The sequence below is a fragment of the Mycobacterium asiaticum genome, assembly GCF_001673635.1.
Classification (GTDB): domain Bacteria; phylum Actinomycetota; class Actinomycetes; order Mycobacteriales; family Mycobacteriaceae; genus Mycobacterium; species Mycobacterium asiaticum_C.
The window spans coordinates 117,031-138,805 of the sequence record NZ_LZMH01000010.1 but is presented as its reverse complement, the minus strand read 5'-3'; the positions used below and the strand labels follow the sequence as shown (position 1 = coordinate 138,805).

The following is a 21,775-nucleotide window of genomic DNA, read 5'->3' as shown; positions in this document are numbered from 1 at the left end:
CTTTTGCGTCTGCTCGCGCAATGAGGAGGCGCCACAAGTGGACGGCATGAACTTCGAGCTGACCGAGGACCAGGAGCTCATCCGGCGCTCAGTCGCGGAATTGGCGTCGAAATTCGACGACCACTACTGGATGGAAAAAGACCAGGCGCACGAGTTCCCGACGGAGTTCTACCGCGCCATCGCCGACGGCGGCTGGCTCGGCATGACGATTCCCACCCAATACGGTGGGCACGGCCTGGGCATCACCGAAGCCACCATCCTCCTGGAGGAAGTGGCCAAGTCCGGCGGCGCGATGAACGCCGCCAGCTCCATCCACCTGACGATCTTCGGCATGCAGCCGGTGGTGGTGCACGGCTCGGACGAACTCAAGGCCCGCACCCTGCCACGGGTGGCGACGGGGGAGATCCACGTCTGCTTCGGCGTCACTGAACCCGGCGCCGGCCTTGACACCTCACGCATCACCACCTTCGCCAAGCGGGACGGCGACCGCTACGTCGTCAACGGCCGCAAAGTCTGGATCTCCAAAGCGATGGAGTCCGACAAGATCCTGCTGCTGACCCGCACCCAGAGCTATGACGAGGTCACCAAGAAGACCGACGGCATGACGTTGTTCCTCACCGACCTTGACCGCAGCCGCGTCGACATCCGGCCGATCAAGAAAATGGGCCGCAATGCCGTCAGCTCCAATGAGCTGTTCATCGACAACCTCGAAGTCCCGGTCGAGGACCGGGTCGGCGAGGAGGGCAAGGGTTTCCAGTACATCCTGGACGGACTGAACCCGGAACGGATGCTGATCGCGGCCGAGGCGCTGGGCATCGGCCGGGTGGCCCTGGAAAAGGCCGTCAAGTACGGCAACGAGCGCGAGGTGTTCGGCAGGCCGATCGGGATGAACCAGGGCCTGCAGTTCCCGCTCGCGGATTCACTGGCAAGACTCGATGCCGCCGAGCTGATGTTGCGCAAAGCGACCTGGCTCTACGACAACGGCAAACCCTGTGGGCGCGAAGCCAATACGGCCAAGTACCTGTGCGCCGACGCCGGGTTCACCGCCGCGGACCGGGCGCTGCAGACCCATGGCGGCATGGGTTACGCCGAGGAGTATCACGTCACGCGCTACTTCCGCGAGGCGCGGCTGATGAAGATCGCACCGGTCAGCCAGGAGATGATCCTCAACTTCCTCGGTTCGCACGTCCTGAAACTGCCTCGCAGCTACTGAGGAGCTACTAGGTAGTTTGTTGTTCGTCGAACGAGGATCGGAGCGAACAAATGCGGGAGACCGTCATCGTCGAGGCGGTGCGCACCGCGGTCGGTAAGCGCAACGGCGGACTGTCAGGGATGCACGCCGCCGACCTGTCCGCCGTCGTCCTCAATGAACTGCTGGAACGCACCGGCGTCAGCCCCGAGCGCATCGACGACGTCATCTGGGGCTGCGTGTCCCAGGTCGGCGACCAGTCCAGCAACATCGGCCGCTATGCCGTGCTGGCCGCGGGCTGGCCGGAGAGCATCCCCGGCACCACCGTCAACCGAGCCTGCGGCTCCAGCCAGCAGGCGCTCGACTTCGCGGTGCAGGCGGTGATGTCGGGTCAGCAGGACGTGGTGGTGGCCGGCGGCGTCGAAGTGATGAGCCGGGTGCCGCTCGGCGCGGCCAGGGCGACCGGGATGCCCTACGGGCCGAAAGTCCTTGCCCGATACGACGACTTCTCGTTCAACCAGGGCCTGTCGGCGGAGATGATCGCCAAGAAGTGGGGGCTGTCGCGGAGCAGGCTTGACGAGTACTCCGCGTTGTCGCACGAACGGGCGGCGGCGGCCCAGGACAGCGGTGCGTTCACCGAACAGATCGTCCCGGTGTTCACCGACGACGATGCCGGCCTGGTCCACCAGGACGAGGGCATCCGGCGCGGGACCACGGTCGAGAAGCTGGCCGGATTGAAGCCGGCCTTCGTCGAAGACGGGGTGATCCACGCGGGCAACTCCTCGCAGATCTCCGACGGGGCCGCAGCGCTGTTGGTCACCACTTCCGAACTGGCGCTCGAGATGGGTCTGACGCCGATCGTGCGTTATCGCGCCGGCGCGGTCACCGGAGCCGATCCGGTGCTGATGTTGACCGGTCCGATCCCGGCCACCGAGAAGGTGCTCGCGAAGTCCGGTGTCCGGGTGGACGACGTCGGCGTGTTCGAGGTGAACGAGGCATTCGCGCCGGTGCCGCTGGCGTGGCTCGCCGAGACCGGCGCGGACCCGGACCGGCTGAATCCGCTCGGCGGCGCGATCGCACTCGGGCATCCGTTGGGCGCGTCGGGAGCGGTGCTGATGACCCGCATGGTCCACCACATGCGTGCCAACGGAATCCGGTTCGGGCTGCAGACCATGTGCGAGGGCGGCGGCACGGCCAACGCCACGCTGGTCGAGTTGGTGCACTAGAAAGCGGCAACCAAGGGACCCGAAAAGGGCCTTGTCACGGCGGACCAACCAACCTACTGTGTATTCACTAGGTTGGTTTGCCCTGATCGGCTCGACGAAGGAATCCGGTGCCCGAGGTACGGCCCTACGAGACGTTGCTGGCCAAGGGGGAGGACCGCAAGCAACGCATCCTCGCCGTGGCCCAGCGGCTGTTGTCGCGCAACGGATGGCGCAGCACCACGCTCGCCCAGATCGCCCGCGAGGCGGGCGTGACCCCCGCGGGCCTGCTGCATCACTTCGAATCGAAGGAGCAGTTGCTGCACGCCGTGCTCGACGCCCGCGACGCCGATGACGACACGCACTCCGACCGCGGCGGTGACTTGATCGGTGAGATTGCCCAGGTCGCCGACCGCTTCAGCCGGGCACCCGAACTATTGGGCACGTTCACCGTGCTGTTGGTGGAGAACCTCGCCGCCGACGCCCCGTTGCACGACCGTCTGGTGCGACGGCAGCGCGATGCCACCGAGATCGTCGCCGCGGGCATCCGCCGCGGGCAGGCCGCCGGCCGGTATCGCACCGACATAGACCCCGCCGTCAAGGCAGTGGAAATTCTCGCCTTCATCCACGGAATGGAAATGACATGGTTGCTGGACCCTTCGATACCGCTGGCCGAGGTGTTCAAGGAGTACGCGGAGACGCTGGCGCGCGACTTTTCCCCGCCCAAGACGCCCTAGAGCCCGACATGCGATACCGCCTGGACGTCGTGGCGTCCAGCATGGTCGACGTGGTTCGGTTCGCGGGTGGCTGGCTCTTCGATCGAGCGATGGCCGGCTGGGATGTCACCGTCCTGCTCACCGACCATCCCGACGACCGGCCCCTGCACATCCTCGGCGCCCGGACCCTCGACCTGGAGAGCGCTCTGGCCTCGGTGGGTACGCGGCCCCGCCCGCAGGCCCTGGCGGCCGCGGCGGACCTGCTCGGATCCGACCCGCGAGTTCGCACCGGGGTGCTGCAGGCGCTTGATCACGGCGTCACCGAGGTCACCCTGTGGGGCCGCACCTGGCCCGCCGAACTCGACGACAGCGTGGGTCGGGTCCAACACCGGCTCAGCAGGGCCGCACAGACGTTCAAGGCGAAGGCGCTGGCCGCGGCCGCGGCGAAGACGAGTTCGATCAGCCCGGTCGAGTCCTTCCGCAGCGGGCTGTTGGCGGGCCACTCAGTGGCCGCCGACCTGTTGCCTGCCTGAGCTCGACAACCGGCGTTGCGGCCCACCCGGGTCATGTGGAAATGTAATGCTCATCTGTGAGAGGCGGATTCTCGCGAGGTGAGATTCGAACGGAGCAACGAGATGGAGAACGACGTCACCAAGCTGGACTTCTTCCGCGACAAGCAGCTGATCGAGGACCCCTACCCGTACTACGAGGCGCTACGGGAGCGGTGCCCGGTCACCCGCGAGGAACACCACGGCGTCACCATGGTCACCGGCTGGGAGGAAGCCTGCGCGGTACTCAACGACGCCAAGACCTTCTCGTCGTGCATCTCGGTGACCGGCCCGTTCCCCGGCTTTCCGGTCCCGCTCGACGGGCTGGGCGACTCCGACATCACCGAATTGATCGAGCAGCACCGCGACGAACTGCCGTTCAGCGACCAGCTGCCCACCCTGGACCCGCCCACCCACACCAACCACCGTTCCCTGTTGATGCGGCTGATCACGCCCAAGCGCCTCAAGGAAAACGAGGACGCCATGTGGCTGCTGGCCGATCAGGTGCTGGACGAGTTCCTGGCGCCGGGCCGCGGGGAGTGGATCAAGGGTTTCGCCGGACCGTTCACACTGCTGGTCATCGCCGACCTGCTCGGCGTCCCGATGGAAGATCGGGACAAATTCGTCAAGGGCATCCGCCAGCACTCCGGTGGCGGAATCGGCGGCACCGGCAAGGAAGCGCTGGCGCACAGCCCCCTGGAATTCCTCTACGGCCTGTTCTCCGACTACGTCCGGGACCGCCGCCGCGACCCGCGTGACGACGTACTGACCGGTCTGGCGACGGCCACCTACCCGGACGGCTCCATCCCCGAGATCGAAGACGTCGCCCGCGTCGCCAGCAACGTGTTCTCGGCCGGACAGGAAACGACCGTGCGCCTGCTGGGCGCGTCGCTGCAAACGCTCGCCGAGCGTCCCGACATCCAGCAGCAGCTGCGCAAGGACCGCACCCTGATCCCCAACTTCATCGAGGAGTCGCTGCGGATCGAAAGCCCGGTCAAGGGCGACTTCCGGATGAACCGGGTGCCGGTCAACGTCGGCGGCGTCGACCTGCCGGCCGGCACGACGGTGATGATCCTGCAGGCCGCCGCCAACCGCGACCCGCGCCGTTTCGAGGACCCCGCGACCTTCGACCCGGCCCGCAAGAACGCCCGCCAGCATCTGTCCTTCGGCCGCGGCATCCACAGCTGCCCCGGTGCACCGCTGGCCCGGGCCGAAACCCGGGTCGCGATCGAGCGATTGCTCGATCGGACCTCCGACATCAGGCTCGACGAGCAGGTGCACGGGCCGGCGAATGACCGGCGCTACCAGTATGTTCCGACCTATATCCTGCGTGGGCTGACCGAGCTGCACCTGGAGTTCACGCCGGCATGAAGGTCTGGGTCGACGACGGGACGTGCCGCGGTCACGGCATGTGCCTGACGTTGTGCCCGGAAGTTTTCAGCCTGACGGATGACGGTTACGCCGAAGCGATAACCGAAGACGTGCCAACCGAATTGGAAGCCGCCACCCGGGAAGCCATCGAATGCTGTCCGGAGCAGGCGATCAAGGAACGCTGACCGACACAGGCAGGCAAGGAGATTCAGTGGCGAAGGGATACGTCATCCTGACCGAGGCCATCAAAGACCCCGACGGTATGAAGGCGTACGGCAAGGCCGCGGGGCCGGCGATGGGTGGTGTCAACATCCTCGCCGTGGACACCGCGCCCAAGGTCCTCGAAGGCAGCTGGCATGGCGATCAGACCGTCGTCCTGGAATTCGAATCGGTGGATGCCGCCCAGGCGTGGTACGAGTCCGAGGGTTATCAAAAGGCAGCGAAATTGCGCCAAGCGGCGGCGGACTGCAATGCGGTCATTATCGCCGGGTTCGAAATGCCACCGGCCGGAAGCTGATCGCCCGTCGCCCACTGGTGGCGAGCAGACGTCAAAGTCCCCATTTCGGTGCGAAATGGGGACTTTGACGTCTGGGTGTCTAGTCCACGATCGAGATCGCCTGCCGCGGGCATTGCCGCACGGCGTCGCGCACCAGTTCCTCGTTCTCCGGGGTGACCTCGGGCTGCAACACGGTCAGCATGTCGTCGTCGCCGAGCTGGAACACCTCCGGGATGATGCCCATGCACACGCCGTTGCTCTCGCACAATTCCCAGTCCACTTCGATTCTCATCGCCGTTCCTACCGAATGACCCTGACCGGCACATTCTTCCAGCCGGCGACGTTTTGCATCTGGACTCTGTTGCAGGCTGCCCAGTCCACCTCGTAGCGGGGCATGAAGTCCAGCAGTTTCTCCAGCGCTATGGCGCTTTCCATGCGGGCCAGCGCCGCGCCCAGGCAACTGTGGATTCCGTAGCCGAAGCTCAGGTTCAGTGCCTCGTGACGATCCCGGTCGATGTTGAAGGTGTCTGGGTCGGTCCACGCATCGGGGTCCCGGTTGGCCGCGCCGTTGATCAAGAACACCGGCTTCATGGCCGGGATGGTGACGCCGTGCAGCTCGACATCTTTCGTCGAACAGCGGACCTGATACTGCGAGGGCGCCTCGTAACGCAGCAGCTCCTCGACGGCGGCCGGGATCTTGCTGCGGTCGTCCAACAGCTTCTGCCACTCTCCGGGGAATCGCGCGAACACCACCGGCGCGTTGCCGACCAGCTTGGTCACCGTCTCCGCGCCCGCCCCGCCCAACAACGTTGCGAAGCCGGCGATCTCGATGTCGTCCAGTTTGGTCTTCTGGCCGTCCTCACGCTCGATCTCGGCCTCGATCAGCTTGCTGAACAGGTCGTCCTTCGGTTCGGCACGGCGCTGCTGCAGGATCTCGTAGTAAAGCATGCCGGTTTCGATGTTGGCCTGCATGCCCTTTTCGCCGGTTTCGACCTGACCGGGCTCGCGGTGCAGCGACTCGTCGATCAGGTGGCGTACCCGCTGGGCGTGCTCTTCGGGCACCCCCAGCATCGTCGTGATCACCTCGACCGGGAACGGTCCGGAGAACTCCTGCACCACATCGAACCGGTCGGGATCGACTCCGCTGAGGTACTTGTCAATCTTCTGGCCCACCATCTCGCGCTGCGACTGGATGGCGCGGGGCGTGAAGACCTTGTTGAGCAGGCTGCGCATATGCCGGTGGTCCGGCGGGTCCATGAAGATGATCGATTTCTGTTCCGGTGGCTTACCGGTCCGCACCATGGAGAGGTCGATGCCGAAGGCCGACGAATACTGTTCGAAGTTCTTCAGTCCCGCGGCGACGTCCGCGTGCCGGGTCAGCGCGTAGAAGTCGTACTGCTCGCTGTAATAGACCGGTGTTTCCTGCTGCATCCGCCGGTAGGTGTCCCAGGCGCCGTTGAAGAAGTCTTCGGAGAACGGATCGAAGACGACCGGCGATGTGGTGGTCATTGAACACTCCTCGCGTGTGAGCTGCGGGCTGAAATCATTACAGCTGAACGCCTGACTGTAACGGTAACGGTAGCGGTTTCTGGGCGCGGCGAAAAGGGATAGCCGGGTTCATCTGGCCACGTCCATCAGGGCCAGCGCGGCATCGGCCGCATCGAGCGCAACGCCGCCGGACGCGGACGCCTGCTCGGCGAGGTCGGCCAGCAGTCGCACGTCCTTTCGCAGCAGCGTTCCGGCCAGTCCCGCCAGCCGCTCCAGGCCGCCGGTCTTGCCAATCGAGTTGAGCGCGAAGCTGTTCCCACTGCTGCGCGACACCACCGCCGCGAGCCGCTCGGGCGCGACGCCGAGGTCCGCCGCCAGCGTCAGGACGGCAGCGGCGGTGCCCAGGTTCGCGGTGAACAGCAGATTGTTGAGCAGCTTGGCTGTCTGACCGGACCCCAGATCACCCAGATGAATGACTGCGTCGGAGAAGCTTTCGAAGACAGGTCGGCAGCGCTGCAGCACGTCGGCGTCACCACCTGCCATCACCAGCAGGCGACCCTGCGCCGCTGCCGGGCCGCCGCCGCTCACCGGTGCATCGATGATCGAAACACCGTGGCGTCTAGCCTGTTGCGCGAGATCACGGCAGGTATCGGGATGCACGGTGCTGTGCACCGCGACCACCCCGTCCGGCGGCATCGCGGACAGCACCCCGCCTCCGACGAGGACTTCTTCGACGTCGGCGTCGCCCGTCACGCACACGCACACCAGGTCGCTGGCGGCGGCGAGTTCGGCCGGCGAACCGGCAGGCTCGGCTGTGGTGCCGGCGAATGGTTCCAGGGTGGCGGTTCGGCGGGCCCACAACGTGGTCGGGAACCCCGCGTCGATGATCCGCCGCGCCATTGGCCCACCCTGGCTACCCAGGCCGATGAAGCCGACGCGCATCAGCCGGCCTCGCGGTCCTCATCGCCCGCGCCCCGGGCCACGCAGTCGTCCACAAAAGCGAACACCTTGCGGTGATAGTCGGCGGCGTTGAGGCCGAGGCTGAGATTGTGCCCGGCGTTCGGCTGCGTGTTGGCAGTGAAAAGCGGTGCTTGCGAGAACATTTCGGCGATCTCGGCGATATTGTCGTCGTCGCCTCGATAGACCCGGTCGTGCTCGCCGAGGGTGAAGCGCACCGGCACCCGCACCTGCGGCGCGAGCTCCGGAAAATAGCGGTGTGGCCAGTTCAGGGCCACATCGCGCTCGTAGGGCGGGGCGGTCGACGAGTTGGTGACTCCGCGCAGAATGTCCGCCGGGTAGAGGTGCAGCGGTTCCCACAGCAACTCGCGCGTACCGGGCGGACGCTCCTTGACCTCGGCCGCCTTCATGATCTCCTTTGCGGCGTCGTGATAGCGCCGCCCGGTGCCACCCAGTTCCAGGCCCAGCAGTTCGGCGCCACGACGGTCGGCGGCCATCCGCGTCGCGAGTTCGCAGCCGCCCGAATGGCCCAGCACGAACAACCCCGCTCCGCGTGGTTGCTGACCCAGGATCCGGTCCACCGCGCCATAGGCGAGGTCGACACGCTGCTGCGGGGTCTGCACCGCCTCGGGGTATGCCGCCGAACTGCCGTGGCCCGGTCTGTCCAGCGCGATCACCGTGAACCCGAGCGTGGGACCCATACGTAGCAGCGACAATTCGGGATGTCCGGGGCAGTCGAAGTACATCGCGGTGGTCCCGCCGCCGTGGATGGCCACCACGACGGCCTTGGGGTCCTCGGCTGCGGCGATGATGCCGGACATGGGTACGCCTTCGACGATCACCACCCTCGGGCGGGTCATGCTTCCGTCCTGAGCAAGATCACACCGCTCGGCGTCAGGCCGCCACTGCTCACCACACCGACGCGGGCGTCGGCGACCTGCCGTGCACCGGCCTCACCACGCAGCTGGGTGACCGCCTCGTGCAGCAGGCCCATGCCGTGGGTACGGCCGTGCGAAAGCTGGCCCCCGTGCGTGTTGAGCGGTATCAGGCCGTCGCGGGCGATGTTCTTACCGCCATCCAGGAATTCGCGAGCTTCACCGATCCCGCAGAAGCCCAGCGCCTCGATCCAGGACAGGCAGTTCATGGTGAACCCGTCGTAGAGTTCGGCGACGTCGACGTCCGACGGCTTGAGCGCCGTGCGGGTCCATAGATGTGCGGCCTGGCCGAGCACCTGCGGTTCGTGGGTCAGCGTGCTCTGGTCCCAGTCGATGCGCTCGACGATCTGGGTGCCCACCGCCTCGACCAGCACCGGCGGCTTGGCCAGCTCGCGGGCGGCGTCGGCGGCCGAGACGATGACGGCGACGGCACCGTCGCACGGCACGTCGCAGTCGTACAGGCCGAACGGTGTGGTGATGGGCCGGGCATTCAGGTAGTCGTCCATCGTCATTGGGTCGCGGTAGACGGCCGTCGGATTCAGTTCGGCGTTGGCGCGCTGGTTCAGCGCGATCCAGCCGAGCGTCTCCTTTGTGGTGCCGTAACGATGGAAATGGCGTTGTGCGTTGAGCGCCAACGTGTGTGCGGCCGACGTGGCGCCGAAGGGCCACTGCCAGCTGGCGGTCCGGCCGCCGGATGGGACGATCTTGCCCTGCTTCATCAACTCGTTGAAGGTGGCTTCCCACAGCGTCCGGAAACACAGCACATGCCGGGCCAGCCCGGTCGCGACCGCGAGCATGGCGGCGATCACCGACCCGCCCGGGCCGAAGGTTTCCATGCCGCCGTTGTGCCAGGTCGGCCGGATGCCCAGCGCCGCCTCCAGGGCGGTGACACCGCCCTCACCGAAGCCGCCGAAGTTGCCGCCGCCGGGGTAAGTGGACAGGCCGTCGATGTCGTCGAAGGTCAGCCCGGCGTCGGCGATCGCGGCCTCGCAGGCTTCCACGGTCAGCGACAGCGGCGCCGCCATCAGCCGGCGGCCGATCTTGGACATGCCGATGCCGCTCAGTGCGACCTTGTCCTCGAACTTCTCCGCCGTCAGCATCGGCCGGACGTGTTCGCCGAAGCGCTCCGGCGCGATCTCGTCGTCGGGCAGCGCGGCCGGCTCGGTATCGGCGCTCGGCCGGAACAGCGGCAGCCACACATCCTCGAAGTGTTCGAACACCACCTCGACCGGTTGCCCGAGCTGCAGTTGCTCCGGGTCCGCCTCAACGATGTTGGTGGTCAACCGGATACGCGGGTCCTCCACGATCGCCACCTGCGCCACCACGTAGGGCGCGGGCATACCGGGCAGGCTGAACCGGTGGTTCACGGTGAACCCGGCCAGCGTGGCCTTGCCGGAGACGTCCCGCACGCCGATGTCCCGGCTGCGGCAGTAGCGGCACACCGGTGCCGGCGGATGGATCAGCGCAGTGCACGCCCGACACTCCTGGAACCGCAGCGTCCCGTCGGCGCCGGCCGTCCAGAAAAACTCGTTCTCATCGGTGACCAGCGGCAGTGGTCGTCCCGGTGCTGTCGACACGTCACCTCCGGGGGTGGCCGGGCCCGTTTGGTAGGCCCGTTATGCGAATCCGAGAATTACGTTATCATCTGCGGACAGGGACGAAGCGAACACCGGCGAGCGGGTTGATGTGACGGAAACGTTGGTTCAGGAGACACCGCGCCCCGGTGTCGTGGTGATCCGGCTCAACCGTCCCGAACGGCTCAACGCGATCAACGACGCGATGCTGGCGGAGTTCATGCACGCCTTCGCCGCGTTGGCCGATGCCGACTCCGGCGGCTCGGTGCGCGCCATCGTGCTCACCGGCGCGGGGCGCGGCTTCTGTTCGGGCCTCGACGTACGCAACTTCGGAGCCGACGTGCCGGCGGCCACCGCCCCTGCCATCGACCGGCTCCGCTTCCAAGAGGCGATGGCCGCGATACCGGAGGCGATCCGCAACCTGCCTCAGCCGGTCATCGCGGCGGTCAACGGCCCGTGCGTGGGCGCCGGTCTGGCCTTGTGCCTGGCGGCCGACATCAGAATCTGCTCCACCGCTGCCACTTTCGGCAACGCGGCGATCCTGCTGGGTCTGTCGGGCGCCGAAATGGGCATGAGCTACCACTTGCCGCGAATCGTCGGCACCAGCGTCGCCGCGGACTGGATGCTCACCGGGCGCACCGTGTCCGCCGAGGAAGCCGACCGCAGAGGGTTGGTCAGCCAAACGGTGGAGCCTGAACGGCTTTTCGACCATGCGGTGGAGCTGGCCGGCCGCATCGCCGATCTCGCGCCGCTGGGGGTGCGCATGACGAAGCGGACGCTGCAGGTCAATACGGACGCCGCCGGGTTCGGTCCGGCGATCGAACTGGAGAATCGCAATCAAGTGCTCACCCATGCCACCGACGAGGCCGCCGCGCTGCGCCGCAAGTGGTCGCAGTGAACCCGCTCCGAGTTGAGCCTGCGCTCAGGGCGCGAATATTGCCGAAATCGCGCCCTGTGCGCAGAGTCAAGAGAGGATTCACCAGTGGCGTGGGACTTTTCGACTGACCCCGAATGGGCGGCTCAACTCGCCTGGGTCGACGACTTCGTGCGCTCGGAGTGCGAACCCGTCGACCTGCTCGTCAAGGAATCCCACGACCTCAACGACCCGGTGCGTCAGGCCCTGATCCCGCCCCTGCAGAAGATCGTCAAGGAGCGGGGCCTGTGGGCCACCCACCTCGGACCCCACTTGGGTGGCCCCGGCTACGGGCAGCTGAAGTTGGCCCTGCTCAACGAGATCCTCGGCCGGTCGGAATGCGCGCCGATTGTGTTCGGTTCGCAGGCGCCGGATTCGGGCAACAGTGAAATCCTGGCCCACTACGGCACCCCCGAGCTCAAGCAGCGTTACCTGGAGCCGTTGCTGGACAACCGGATTGTGTCCTGCTTTTCGATGACCGAGCCCCAAGGCGGCGCCGACCCCAAGGTGTTCACCACATCGGCGGTGCAGGACGGGGATCACTGGGTGATCAACGGGGAGAAGTGGTTCTCCTCCTTTGCCTCGATGGCATCCTTCCTGATCGTGATGGCCGTAACCGACCCGGAAGCCCCTCCGTACGAACGGCATTCGATGTTCGTGGTGCCGGGCGAAACACCGGGTATCAACGTGCTGCGCAATGTGGGACTCGGCTATCAGCCAATGGGCGGCGGCCGCGAGGGCTACGTGCGGTACGAAAACGTCCGGGTCCCGGCCGATCACATGCTCGGCCCGCGCGGCGGCGCCTTCGTGGTCGCACAGACCCGGCTGGGCGGCGGCCGCATCCACCACGCCATGCGCACCGTCGGCCTGGTGCGCCGGATCTTCGACATGCTCTGCGAACGGGCGGTGTCCCGCCATACCCAGGGCCAGCTGCTCGGCGACAAGCAACTCGTCCAGGAGATGGTCGCGGACTCGTGGATGGAGATCGAGGCCTTCCGCCTGCTGACCCTGCAGACCGCATGGAAGATCGACCAGCACAACGACTACAAGGCGGTACGCGCCGACATCTCCGCGGTGAAGGCGATGATGCAGAAGGTGCTGCACGACGTGTCGGCGCGCGCGCTGCAGATACACGGCTCGCTGGGCACCACGCACGAGATGCCATTCGTGCAGCACCTGGTCGAATCATTCGTGCTGGGATTGGCCGACGGGCCCACCGAGGTGCACAAGACCGTGCTGGCGCGCCTGCTCCTCAAGGAATACAAGCCGGCGCCCGACCTGTTCCCCTCCGAGCACCTGCTGCGTCTGCGCGAGGCCGCCGAGCAGAAATTCGCCAAGCAACTCACCGGCATACCGCGCGGCTAACCCAGCAACTGGCCGGCACGTGAAAGCAAGTGCGGCAGGGCTTTTGACATGGCCTCCAACTCGGCGTCGGGGTGTGGCCGTCGACGGTTGTGCTTGACGATCAGCGACCAGGTTGCCACAGATTTGAAACAGGCCAGCGCCTGGAACCAACCCAGATCGGGCACCGGGAAACCGACGGCCGCTTGGTAGACCGCGGTCAGTTCGTCGAGTGAGGGGGTGCCGCCGACGTAGGGAGTCGGCCGCTGATATGTCTGCGGGTCGCTGTTGATCAGGAACCAGCCGATGTCCATCCGGGGATCGCCAACCGACCAGATCTCCCAGTCGATCACGCCGGTGACGCGGCTCGCGACGGCGAGCAGGTTGCCCAGCCGAAAGTCACCGTGCACGACGGCGGGACCGAGCGGCGCCGGCACCCGATCGAGCAACGCGGCGCCGACCTCACGCCACCTCGGGGCCAGCGCGGGGTCGACCGTTTCCAGTGTCCGGCACCACCGTTCGACCTCGGCTGTCGCGGTGAACACCGGCTCAGCGCCCAAACCGACGGCGGTGGGGTGTACGGAGTGCAGCTGCGCCAGAGTGATCGCCGCACTCCGAAAACGTTCGGACACATCGGATTCCTTGAGTTCCGTGCCGTCCAGATCGAACAACGGCTCGAGCGAGCTGCCCGGCAGCATGGACATCACGAACAAAGGCGGATCTTGCGGCGGCTCGCCCGGGTCCTCCCACAGCACCTCGGGCACCGGCACCGCGGTGCCGCCCAGCGATCTGATCAGGCGGCTCTGGCGCAACACGTCGCGGTGTCCCGTCGGTGCGATGCCGGCGGGGGCCACCTTGACCACGACCTGCCGACCGTCCAGCTGCCCGGCGTAGGTCAGGCTGGATGCTCCGCCGGTGAGCGGACGCAACCCCTCGATCTGGGCGAGCCGGCGGCGCAGCCGATCGAGGGCGTCGGTCAGCTCAGCCACCCGATTTCACGGAGGAACGGTTGGGTGTGGGCAATGCGGCCGGTAAGCGACTTCGGGTCACCGGTGCACAATTCGAGTGCCGTCTGAGTGATCAGTTCGATGTCCTCGGTGTCCGTCTTGGCCAGATCCAGGGTGCCCGCGCCCGGGGTCGCGACGGGATTGGACGGCGCCGCCGCGTTGACAGCGATGCCATCGTCGTACAGTTCTGCGGCAAGGCCTTTGGTGAGCCGGTTCAGTGCGGCCTTGACGGTGCCGTAGATGCCGAACCCCGCGCTGCGGTCGAATTCGTCGAACGGCGGACCGCTGGGCAGGTCGCCGCCCACGGAGGTCACGTTCAGCACCCAGCCACGGCCGCGTTCCCGCATCGCGGGGATCGCCAGCTGAGTGAGGTGCAAAGGCGCCAGCACATGCATCTCGATCATCAGGCGCGCCCGCCGCTCCGGGAACCCGTCCAGTGGCCGCAGAAAGGTCACCGCGGCGTTGTTCACCAGGATGTCCGGCGCACCGACACCGTCGACGACTTCGGCGAAAAGCCGTTCCCGGTCTTCGGTTTTCGACAGGTCGGCCTGGATCGCGATGGCCGAACCCCCGCCGTTGCGGATCTCGTCGAGTGTTTCCTGCAGCGAGCCTTGATATTTCGGGTCGGGCTCCAGCGTCCGCGCGGTGAGCGCCACGATGGCGCCCTCGCTGGCCAACCGCTGCGCGATCGCCTTGCCCAGGCCCCGGCTGCTTCCGGTCACCAGCGCGGTCAGACCGGCGCACCGCCCGCTCAACGCGTAAAGCCCCACTGCGCTTCGTTGGACTCCGTCTTGAGATGCTCGGCGGGGTCCTCGTCGTCGTGCAGCTCCGGGTGCGGGATGCTCGGCTTGCGATCACCGACTTCGGTGATCGCATGCACCGGGCAGTCCAGCAGCGCCCGCATCACCGGATCGTGGTCCAGCTCCGCCACGTTGCCGTCGCCGACCAGGGACGCATAGCCCCAGTCGTCGAGCGAGAAGTACGCGGGTGCATGCTTGGCGCACAGCCCGAAGCCGTCGCAGATGGTGCGGTCGAGACGGATCCTCATGGTCACCTCACCGGTACCGGTACTTCGTAGGGACGCTCGGCGCGGTATGCGCCGTGTTCGCAATCCGGGCACGTTCCCTCGAGATGGCGCGTCACTTCCGCGGGGAACTGGTCGAGCAGCGACGCCGCGACGTTGGTGGCGGCATCCAATGTCCCGCAGGCACCGCGACCGCGGAGCACCACCGACCAGCGGCGCAACCGATCGACGTCCTCCGTCGTGGCCGCGGAGTCCCGCAGCGCCCCCGCGGCGGCCGCCATCGCCGCGGTGCCGTTGAAGCAGGACCCGCACTGCCCGGCGTTCTCGCGGTCAAAGTAGGCCAGTACGGAGGCCGCCACCGCGACCGGACAGTCGTCGGTGATCAATGAAATTGCGCCGCAACCCAACCCGCTGCCGATGCCGCGCATTGTCTCGTGATCCAGCCGGGTGTCCAGCACGCCGCGGTTGAGCAGGCCGGCGAAGTAGCCGCCCATCAGGACACCACGCAGCTGCTCCGAGGAAACCCCGTGCAATGCAAGCAGTTCGGTGAACGGCAGACCGTGTGGCAATTCGTAGAGTGCCGGTGGCCGGCCGGCTCCGGTGATCGTGGCCAAAAAGGTGCCCGGCGACAGCACCGTGCCCGAGGTGCGAAACGCCTTGGCGCCGTTGCGCTGCAGGTACGGCAGGTTCGCCAGGGTCTCGACGTTGCTGATCAGCGTCGGCAATTCCCGGACGCCGACTTCGAACGGCCGTGGCGGCTTGTCAGTGGGTTTGGCCGGCCCGCCGTTGATCGCCTGGACCGCCGCGGTCTCCTCGCCCGCCACGTATCCCGGCTCGACCGTCCACACCTCGACATCGAGATCCTCCTGAACGGCCTCGGCCAGTGCGGCTTCGATGCTCCGTGCCGAATCCGCATCCGAGACATAGACATACACGCGCCGGGCGGACACGATTGTCGCGGCCAGCCGCAAACCGTCCAGAATCAGATGCGGCCGGTGCCGCAGCAGCCAGCGGTCCTTGACCGAAGCCGGTTCCCCCTCTTCGCCGTTCGCGATGACCACCGCGCCACCGGCGGCGCGTCCGTTGTCGCGCACGGTGCGCAGCTTCACGCCGAGCGGAAAGCCGGCGCCGCCGCGACCGACCAGTCCGCTGGCGTCGACCTCGCCAAGCAGTTGATCGGCATCCACCAGCGGCAGGTACCCGCCGCGCTCGCGATAGAGTGCAGCGTCCTCGCGCTCGACGGCCTCCGTCAGCAGTCGGGGTTCCAAAGACGGCCAGACTGCGGTACGGATTGCGGCGTCCGTCTTCACGGTTCATCCCGCCATGCGGTTAGGCTTTGCGGCATGCGGACGGCGGTGGTGCGGATTGATGTCGACCCGGACGGTTTGCTCACCGCCGCACAATTACGCGAGGGCATGGCAGCGCTCCTCGGCCTGGCCGGCGCTGCGGACGCCGAAGTGGTGGACATCGATCTCGCGAGCCGACCACCCGGTGGCCGCGTCGTCGAGGTGCTCATCGCGGGCAGCGACGTCGAATCGGCCAAAACGACGGCGATCGGGCTGTGCGGCAAGGCCTTCGGTACCAGCCCGGCGGCCGGGGTGGTGACGTTCGTGAGCCGGGGGACCGACGACGACGCCCATGGTGTGCTGGCCGCATTCGGAGTCACCGGCGAGATCGTTCGGGAGCCCGGCGACGACGGATACGACGTCGTCCACGTCACCCTGCGCGAGGCCGACCTCGAGCGGGTGCCGGAAAGCCGGGTCCACACCGCCCTCGAGGCCTCGCTCAACTGCGAGGTCCACATCCGCACGGTCTGAACGCATTACGAGACCCATCACGAATCCAGGAATTCCAGAATCGCGGGCGCCGCCTGTACCCAGGTGTCGAACATGTTGAAGTGCGTCACCCGGCCCGCGGCGCGATCCTCCGACGCCCGCTCCCAGGCGTCCTCTGGCCACGGCGGATCGATCAGCTTCGATCCCTTGATCAGGCAGCTGACTTCCAGTGATGTTCGTTTGGGGTGATCCATGTCGTTCTCGCCGCCCCGAATGATCAGCGTGGGAACCTTGATGCGGTCGAACATTTCGTCTTCGACGCCCGGGATGGTCTGGCCCGGCTTGGACACGAACGCGTTGAGCCAGCGCAGCATCACCTTCAGGAACTCGTCCTTGTCGAAGTCGAGGAAGCGCTGCTTGTTGGCCGGGTTCTCCTCGATGCGGTCGCGCCATTCCGCAACCTTGATGACGCCGTCCATCCCGGTGCCGCGCACCGCGAGAATGCTCGGGATGATGTAGAAGGAACCCAGCACGAAGGTGCCGTAGATGCCGCCGACGATGTTCCAGACCACCAGCTTGGTTACCATTTCCGGATAGAGCATCGTGGTCAGCATCGAATCCCTTGCGCCACCGGAACCCCCGGCCAGAATGCATCGCTCGAAGCCCAGCCCGGTGACCAATTTGTGCAATGTCTCGGCACGCATGTGCGATTCGCTCTGCCCGTAGAACTGGACATCGGAGGCACCGCAATTCGGCCGGTCCCATAGCAACACGCGATACCCGCCGTCGGCCAGCGCGCCGGCCAGCGGACGCAACCCGTCGATGTCCTTGCTAAACCGTCCACCGGGCGTCAGGGCGATGAGATCGCCTGTCTCACCCAGGATTTCATATACGACATTGCCCCCGTTGATCTCCATCGACGACACGCGGTTCTCCTGCCGGGTCACGCCATCACCAACACGTCATTGCCGATCACCCGGACCGGGTAGGTCCGGATGCTCCACTCCGGTTTCACCGCGGTGGTGCCGGTCGCCAGCTCGAAACCCCACTGGTGCCAAGGGCAGTAGATGTACTCCAGGTCTCGGACCATGACCGCGTCCCCGGCGGCACTCTCGTCGACGACGGTCAGGCCACGGGCCCGGCCCGAGCACAGCGGGCCACCTTGGTGCGGGCAGTAATTCGCGATCGCATAGAACGTGCCGTTGACGTTGTAGACACCGACGCCGTGGCGCCCGATCGGAACCAGCTTGTGGGTTCCCGGCGGAATTTCGTCGACGGTGGCAACGACATGCTCGCGGCCCTGAGCGAGGCGGGGCTGCTTCACCGCCCCGTTTTCTTCCGATGCCAAGTCAGTGGACCCGGGTCTGGCCCTCGAGGACCGGCACGGTCTCCGGCAGGTGATAGGTGGCGATGCCGTTCTTGAACATCACCGCTTCCCGCGCGGCTTTGGGCAGGTGCTTGACCAGCCAACGCGGGTCATCGAAGGTCCAGTGCGGATAGTCCGAGGAATACAGCAGAATCTTCTCGCACTCCATCCACTCGAACGCGCGACTCAACTCGGTCTTGTCCTCCGGGTAGTCCAGCGGCTGGGTGGTGAACTTGATGTGGTCCTTGACGTACTCCGAGGGCTTGCGCTTGATCTCCACCCAGGATTTGCGGGCTTCGTAGATCGCGTCCATGCGCCACATCAACGGCAGTATCCAGGTGAACGCGTGCTCGACGAAGACGATGCGCAGTTCCGGGAACCGGTCGAAGACTCCGTCGAAGATCAGGCTCATCACCTGGTTGGCGGCCAGCAGCGAGTAGGTCACCATGAAGTCGTGGTTGTAGCTGGGGAAACCCACCGGCGGGATCGGCAGCTCGTCGAATTGACTGCGGGACAAGTGGCAGCTCACGGTGATGTCGTGCTTGGTGGCCGCCGCCCAGATCGGGTCGTATTTCGGATTTCCCCAGGACGGCCGCGGCTCGGCCTTGATCAAGATCTGCGCCATGTACGGATGCCCGGCCCAGCGCTCGATCTCCTGCACCGTCGCTTCGGGGTCCTCGATGGCGGCGCAGATCGAACCGCGCCACCGCTGATGCCAGTTGTTGTGACTGTCCAGCCAATGGTTTGCCTGCCAGTCGTTCAGCGCGACCGACATTGCGTGCTGCGCTTCGGGGATGCGAGCGGGGTAGGCGGCCGGTTCCAGGATCGCGATGTCCGAGCCGGCTTCCATGATCAGCTGCCGGAACGCCATGTCCGGGTCACTGCCCGGAAATTCACCGTCCGGCGGGAAAGTGTCCACCCGCATCGCATAGGCATGGGCATAATCCGGTGCGTCGTAATAGATCTGCTCACCCACGTTGCGGGTGAGGAAGTACTGGCTGCGCCACGGCTCGGGGATGTACTGGATGATCTCGCCGCGTTTGGGGACCGGGTGGACATCCGAGTCGACGCACCGCACGGCGATGCGCTCGGTGGGCGGGACACGTTCCTGCGTGTGGGTGAGCGTCATTTCGACCTCCTCGGCCTCATTTCTACTGTGCGCCCGAATCGACGGCGATGTCTATCCCGTACAGTTCGGCCGCGTTGCGCCAGCACAACTTCTCCCGCTGTTCGGCGGACAACGCGCTGGGCAACTTGGTGATGTCGCCGCACTGCCAGTGCGGGTAGCTGCTGCCGAACATCACCATGTCGTCCTTGCCGGTGAAGCTGAACCACTCTCCCGCGAACTCGACGTCTCCGGGACCGTCGAGGCTGCCCTGCACGAAAAAGACGTGACCGGGCAGGTAGTCGCTGGGAATGCGCGGTGCCCAGGGCGTCTGTTCCAGGTGCGGCCGGCCGAAGGTGTCCATCCGCCAGATGAACGGCGTCACGAAGTCCGCGGCGCCGTCACCCCACACGAATTTCAAGCCGTCGAAGCGCTCGAACACGCCCTCCGCGATCATGTTCATCAGGTGATAGATGTAGTTGAGCGCCATGAAGCTGACGTACTGCTCGTAGGTTCGGGTGTTGCCGTTCGGGGTCGGCGGGAAGGCGATCCCCGAGCCGACCTCGATGTGCGCGGCCACCGGCAGGTTCGCGTCGACGGCCGCCTCCCACAGCGGCCAGAACTGCGGTTTGCCGTAGAGCTCGCGGGACTGCAGCGGGACGCCGATCTGGACCACCCGCGGGTGCCCGCGCCACCTGTCGATCTCGCGCAAGGCGCCGGTGATGTCGTCCGGGTTGACCCGGATGGTGCCGCGGAACCGGTCGTCTGACTCCAGCCAACGCGACACCATCATCTCGTTGTGGGCGGCATGCAGTGCGCTGCCCAGATGCCGGTCGGGCATGATGCCGCGCGCCATCGGGTGTAGCACCGCCACATCGACCCCGCGCTTGGAAAACAGCTCGTGCGCAACGAATTCGGGGTCAGAGCCCGGGTATTGACGGTCGGGTCCCTTGGTGTCCGGCGCGTACTCACCACCGGGGGCGCCGTACCAGTCCATCTCGTAGTCGGGGAACCCGCGGCTCTTGAACGGCTCGCGCAGAAAGCTGCGCAGGTCCTTGTTGGACGGGAAGAAGATGTGCACGCTGGCGTCGATGACCGGCGTGCGCACCCCGTCTGAGTGTTCGATCACGAGCGCCATCCTCCGGCCGCGGCAGGGCCATATGATAGATAACCTAACATTTCGCCAGGCGATCCATCAATGGATATCCGGTAAGCATCTCGGTTAGTCATCTGTCCTGGTTAACGCCACTTTTCCGAGTCGGTTGCAAGTCTTGTTCTTAATTCCGGATAATAACATTCTCCGGCTTGGTTGTAACACTGTGGCGTCGAGTGTGGGGCTCCGGTACGCGATCTCGCATCGCGGCGTACATACGGCCCACGTTCGGCGGTCGGGGCACTACGTGGCGCCGGGTCGCACGACCACGCCGGCGGCCTTTTCGAACGGCTTGATCACGGTGGTGAAGTCCGCGTCGGGGCCCTGTTCTTGCGCCGCGGCCTCCCAGATCCGCCCGACGGTGTCGGCTATCTCGACCGGAACACCCAGTGCCCTGGCCTGCTCGAGGTACAGCCGCACGTCCTTGACCATCAGGCCCGTCGCGAACCCGTAGTCGAAGGTTCGCGGCAGGATCGCCCGGGGAAACTTGTCCCGGCTGGCACTGGTGGCGCCGGAGCCGGCATTAAGCACGTCGATCATCACCGCCGGGTCCAGGCCGGCTTTGACGCCCATGACGACGACTTCCGCCGTGGCGGCCAGCACGTTGGCCGCCAGGATGTTGTTCGCCAGCTTCATGGTCTGCGCCGAACCCGGTTTGTCGCCCACGTAGAACGGCCGGCCGAGGGTTTCGAGCGCGGGCTCGACGATGTCGAACTCGGCGTGCGGGCCGGACACCATCACCGCGAGGGCTCCGCGTTCGGCGCCGCGCACCCCGCCGCTGACCGGGCTGTCCAGGGCGGCGATGTTGTGCTGCGCCAGCCGGTCGTGGATCTGTACCGCCGTGGTCGCCCCAACCGTGGACAGGTCGACGTAACGCGCGACCCGCGCGCCCGCGATCACTCCGGAGTCACCGATGGCCACCTCGAGCGATACCGCAGGGGTGGGCAGGCTCGCCAGCACGGTGTCGGCCCGGTCGGCCACCTCCCGCGGCGCGGACGCGGCCTGCGCCCCGAGCGCGACGAGACGTTCGACGGCCGGTCGGTGGGTGTCGAAGACGACAAGGTCGTGGCCCGCCTCGATGAGCCGGCGTGCCATCGGGCCGCCCATGTTTCCCAGCCCGACGAACCCGATCTGCACGGCTAAGCCTCGTCGAGTTCGGCGAAGATCTCGCCGGCGGTGCGGAAGCTGTCCACCGCCGCTGGCACGCCGGCGTAGATCGCAACCTGCAGGAAGACCTCGCGGATTTCGTCGCGCGTGACGCCGTTGGTCAGGGCGGCCTTGAGGTGCGTCCGCAGTTCGTGGGGGCGGTTGAGCACCGAGGTCATGGCCAGGTTGAGCATGCTGCGCGTCTTGCGGCTCAGCCCGTCGCGGCCCCACACCGCGCCCCAGCAGTACTCCGTGACGAGGTCCTGCAGGGGTCCGGTGAAGTCGTCGGCGTCGGCGATTGCCCGGTCCACATATTCCTTGCCCAGCACCTCGGAGCGGATCTGCCTACCACGCTGATACGTCTCGCTGTCCAATCCGGTTCTCCTTCGCCGCTGAGTCATTTGCCAGCAGCTTAGGAGGGGACCGGATCGGACCAGCGAGCGGCAATGGGGCGGGCTGCCGGTGCCCG

General features: G+C 66.4%; 25 protein-coding genes. 10 read left to right on the top strand and 15 right to left on the bottom strand.

What is annotated here, in order from left to right:
* The first annotated feature begins 46 nt into the window (after positions 1-46).
* The 7 genes from A5645_RS03330 to A5645_RS03300 all read left to right on the top strand — a co-directional run bounded on the left by A5645_RS03330 (position 47) and on the right by A5645_RS03300 (position 5,543).
* Positions 47-1,213, top strand: a complete 1,167-nt coding sequence (locus tag A5645_RS03330) for an acyl-CoA dehydrogenase family protein (protein ID WP_065128471.1) — start codon at positions 47-49, stop codon at positions 1,211-1,213.
* Positions 1,214-1,263: 50 nt separating this feature from the next.
* Positions 1,264-2,415, top strand: coding sequence for a thiolase family protein (locus A5645_RS03325; RefSeq protein WP_065036433.1), 1,152 nt, complete (start codon positions 1,264-1,266; stop codon positions 2,413-2,415).
* 107 nt (positions 2,416-2,522) lie between these two features.
* Complete coding sequence (locus A5645_RS03320) at positions 2,523-3,128, top strand: TetR/AcrR family transcriptional regulator (protein ID WP_065036432.1); 606 nt, start codon at positions 2,523-2,525, stop codon at positions 3,126-3,128.
* 8 nt (positions 3,129-3,136) lie between these two features.
* Positions 3,137-3,640 carry a hypothetical protein gene (locus tag A5645_RS03315; protein ID WP_065128448.1) on the top strand — a complete coding sequence of 168 codons (504 nt, stop codon included), beginning with the start codon at positions 3,137-3,139 and terminating at the stop codon, positions 3,638-3,640.
* A 102-nt stretch (positions 3,641-3,742) separates the two neighbouring features.
* Positions 3,743-5,026, top strand: coding sequence for a cytochrome P450 (locus A5645_RS03310; protein ID WP_065128447.1), 1,284 nt, complete (start codon positions 3,743-3,745; stop codon positions 5,024-5,026).
* Entirely contained in the window at positions 5,023-5,211 is a 189-nt protein-coding gene (locus tag A5645_RS03305; RefSeq protein ID WP_065036429.1) for a ferredoxin, read from the top strand. Before A5645_RS03310 ends, A5645_RS03305 begins: the two co-directional genes overlap by 4 nt.
* Before the next feature lie 26 nt (positions 5,212-5,237).
* Complete coding sequence (locus A5645_RS03300) at positions 5,238-5,543, top strand: DUF1330 domain-containing protein (RefSeq protein ID WP_065036428.1); 306 nt, start codon at positions 5,238-5,240, stop codon at positions 5,541-5,543.
* Between the two features lie 79 nt (positions 5,544-5,622).
* On the opposite strand, the gene A5645_RS03295 is transcribed toward A5645_RS03300, so the two are convergent.
* The 5 genes from A5645_RS03295 to A5645_RS03275 form a co-directional block, all read right to left on the bottom strand.
* The gene (locus tag A5645_RS03295) at positions 5,623-5,814 is read right to left on the bottom strand and encodes a ferredoxin (protein ID WP_036365181.1); all 192 of its coding nucleotides are present in this window, start codon (positions 5,812-5,814) and stop codon (positions 5,623-5,625) included.
* A gap of 8 nt (positions 5,815-5,822) precedes the next feature.
* Positions 5,823-7,031, bottom strand: coding sequence for a cytochrome P450 (locus tag A5645_RS03290; RefSeq protein ID WP_065128446.1), 1,209 nt, complete (start codon positions 7,029-7,031; stop codon positions 5,823-5,825).
* A 108-nt stretch (positions 7,032-7,139) separates the two neighbouring features.
* Positions 7,140-7,952: an NAD(P)-dependent oxidoreductase gene (locus tag A5645_RS03285; protein WP_065036425.1), complete on the bottom strand. Its 813-nt coding sequence runs from the start codon at positions 7,950-7,952 to the stop codon at positions 7,140-7,142.
* Positions 7,952-8,827, bottom strand: a complete 876-nt coding sequence (locus tag A5645_RS03280; RefSeq protein WP_065128445.1) for an alpha/beta hydrolase — start codon at positions 8,825-8,827, stop codon at positions 7,952-7,954. Before A5645_RS03280 ends, A5645_RS03285 begins: the two co-directional genes overlap by 1 nt.
* Positions 8,824-10,479, bottom strand: coding sequence for a thiolase C-terminal domain-containing protein (locus tag A5645_RS03275; protein ID WP_065036423.1), 1,656 nt, complete (start codon positions 10,477-10,479; stop codon positions 8,824-8,826). The genes A5645_RS03280 and A5645_RS03275 overlap by 4 nt, the downstream gene beginning before the upstream one ends.
* A 109-nt stretch (positions 10,480-10,588) precedes the next feature.
* Between A5645_RS03275 and A5645_RS03270 the strand changes: the two genes are divergently transcribed.
* Entirely contained in the window at positions 10,589-11,374 is a 786-nt protein-coding gene (locus tag A5645_RS03270; protein WP_065128444.1) for an enoyl-CoA hydratase/isomerase family protein, read from the top strand.
* A gap of 84 nt (positions 11,375-11,458) precedes the next feature.
* Positions 11,459-12,754 carry an acyl-CoA dehydrogenase family protein gene (locus tag A5645_RS03265; RefSeq protein ID WP_065128443.1) on the top strand — a complete coding sequence of 432 codons (1,296 nt, stop codon included), beginning with the start codon at positions 11,459-11,461 and terminating at the stop codon, positions 12,752-12,754.
* Here the strand turns inward: A5645_RS03265 and A5645_RS03260 are convergent.
* From A5645_RS03260 to A5645_RS03245, 4 genes are read right to left on the bottom strand one after another with little or no spacing between them, the layout of a single operon-like run.
* Positions 12,751-13,719, bottom strand: a complete 969-nt coding sequence (locus A5645_RS03260) for a phosphotransferase family protein (protein WP_065128442.1) — start codon at positions 13,717-13,719, stop codon at positions 12,751-12,753. The genes A5645_RS03265 and A5645_RS03260 overlap by 4 nt on opposite strands.
* Positions 13,707-14,492 carry an SDR family NAD(P)-dependent oxidoreductase gene (locus tag A5645_RS03255; protein ID WP_065036419.1) on the bottom strand — a complete coding sequence of 262 codons (786 nt, stop codon included), beginning with the start codon at positions 14,490-14,492 and terminating at the stop codon, positions 13,707-13,709. The genes A5645_RS03260 and A5645_RS03255 overlap by 13 nt, the downstream gene beginning before the upstream one ends.
* Positions 14,489-14,785, bottom strand: coding sequence for a ferredoxin (locus A5645_RS03250; protein ID WP_065128441.1), 297 nt, complete (start codon positions 14,783-14,785; stop codon positions 14,489-14,491). Before A5645_RS03250 ends, A5645_RS03255 begins: the two co-directional genes overlap by 4 nt.
* A gap of 2 nt (positions 14,786-14,787) precedes the next feature.
* A complete protein-coding gene (locus A5645_RS03245) occupies positions 14,788-16,071 on the bottom strand; it encodes an NADH-ubiquinone oxidoreductase-F iron-sulfur binding region domain-containing protein (RefSeq protein ID WP_081288127.1) in 1,284 nt (427 codons plus the stop codon).
* Between the two features lie 33 nt (positions 16,072-16,104).
* Between A5645_RS03245 and A5645_RS03240 the strand changes: the two genes are divergently transcribed.
* Complete coding sequence (locus A5645_RS03240; protein ID WP_065128440.1) at positions 16,105-16,578, top strand: hypothetical protein; 474 nt, start codon at positions 16,105-16,107, stop codon at positions 16,576-16,578.
* 17 nt (positions 16,579-16,595) lie between these two features.
* Here the strand turns inward: A5645_RS03240 and A5645_RS03235 are convergent, their stop codons facing one another.
* The 6 genes from A5645_RS03235 to A5645_RS03210 form a co-directional block, all read right to left on the bottom strand.
* On the bottom strand, positions 16,596-17,462 hold the full coding sequence (locus A5645_RS03235) for an alpha/beta fold hydrolase (RefSeq protein ID WP_065128469.1): 867 nt from the start codon (positions 17,460-17,462) through the stop codon (positions 16,596-16,598).
* A 17-nt stretch (positions 17,463-17,479) separates the two neighbouring features.
* Positions 17,480-17,884, bottom strand: a complete 405-nt coding sequence (locus tag A5645_RS03230) for a Rieske (2Fe-2S) protein (RefSeq protein WP_065036415.1) — start codon at positions 17,882-17,884, stop codon at positions 17,480-17,482.
* A 1-nt stretch (position 17,885) separates the two neighbouring features.
* Positions 17,886-19,031 carry an amidohydrolase family protein gene (locus tag A5645_RS03225; protein ID WP_065036414.1) on the bottom strand — a complete coding sequence of 382 codons (1,146 nt, stop codon included), beginning with the start codon at positions 19,029-19,031 and terminating at the stop codon, positions 17,886-17,888.
* A gap of 22 nt (positions 19,032-19,053) precedes the next feature.
* Positions 19,054-20,136: an amidohydrolase family protein gene (locus A5645_RS03220; protein ID WP_065036442.1), complete on the bottom strand. Its 1,083-nt coding sequence runs from the start codon at positions 20,134-20,136 to the stop codon at positions 19,054-19,056.
* Positions 20,137-20,403: 267 nt separating this feature from the next.
* Positions 20,404-21,297, bottom strand: a complete 894-nt coding sequence (locus A5645_RS03215; protein WP_065128439.1) for an NAD(P)-dependent oxidoreductase — start codon at positions 21,295-21,297, stop codon at positions 20,404-20,406.
* 2 nt (positions 21,298-21,299) lie between these two features.
* Positions 21,300-21,680 (bottom strand): carboxymuconolactone decarboxylase family protein, encoded by a 381-nt coding sequence (locus A5645_RS03210; RefSeq protein WP_065036412.1) that lies wholly within the window; start codon positions 21,678-21,680, stop codon positions 21,300-21,302.
* Positions 21,681-21,775 lie beyond the last annotated feature (95 nt).

Bases quoted from the DNA above. Each gene is read 5' to 3' on its own strand.
- A5645_RS03310 (WP_065128447.1), top strand. From the start codon at position 3,743: ATGGAGAACGACGTCACCAAGCTGGACTTCTTCCGCGACAAGCAGCTG.
- A5645_RS03285 (WP_065036425.1), bottom strand. From the start codon at position 7,952: ATGCGCGTCGGCTTCATCGGCCTGGGTAGCCAGGGTGGGCCAATGGCG.
- A5645_RS03225 (WP_065036414.1), bottom strand. From the start codon at position 19,031: ATGACGCTCACCCACACGCAGGAACGTGTCCCGCCCACCGAGCGCATC.
- A5645_RS03315 (WP_065128448.1), top strand. From the start codon at position 3,137: ATGCGATACCGCCTGGACGTCGTGGCGTCCAGCATGGTCGACGTGGTT.
- A5645_RS03280 (WP_065128445.1), bottom strand. From the start codon at position 8,827: ATGACCCGCCCGAGGGTGGTGATCGTCGAAGGCGTACCCATGTCCGGC.
- A5645_RS03295 (WP_036365181.1), bottom strand. From the start codon at position 5,814: ATGAGAATCGAAGTGGACTGGGAATTGTGCGAGAGCAACGGCGTGTGC.
- A5645_RS03305 (WP_065036429.1), top strand. From the start codon at position 5,023: ATGAAGGTCTGGGTCGACGACGGGACGTGCCGCGGTCACGGCATGTGC.
- A5645_RS03250 (WP_065128441.1), bottom strand. From the start codon at position 14,785: ATGAGGATCCGTCTCGACCGCACCATCTGCGACGGCTTCGGGCTGTGC.
- A5645_RS03290 (WP_065128446.1), bottom strand. From the start codon at position 7,031: ATGACCACCACATCGCCGGTCGTCTTCGATCCGTTCTCCGAAGACTTC.
- A5645_RS03330 (WP_065128471.1), top strand. From the start codon at position 47: ATGAACTTCGAGCTGACCGAGGACCAGGAGCTCATCCGGCGCTCAGTC.
- A5645_RS03240 (WP_065128440.1), top strand. From the start codon at position 16,105: ATGCGGACGGCGGTGGTGCGGATTGATGTCGACCCGGACGGTTTGCTC.
- A5645_RS03325 (WP_065036433.1), top strand. From the start codon at position 1,264: ATGCGGGAGACCGTCATCGTCGAGGCGGTGCGCACCGCGGTCGGTAAG.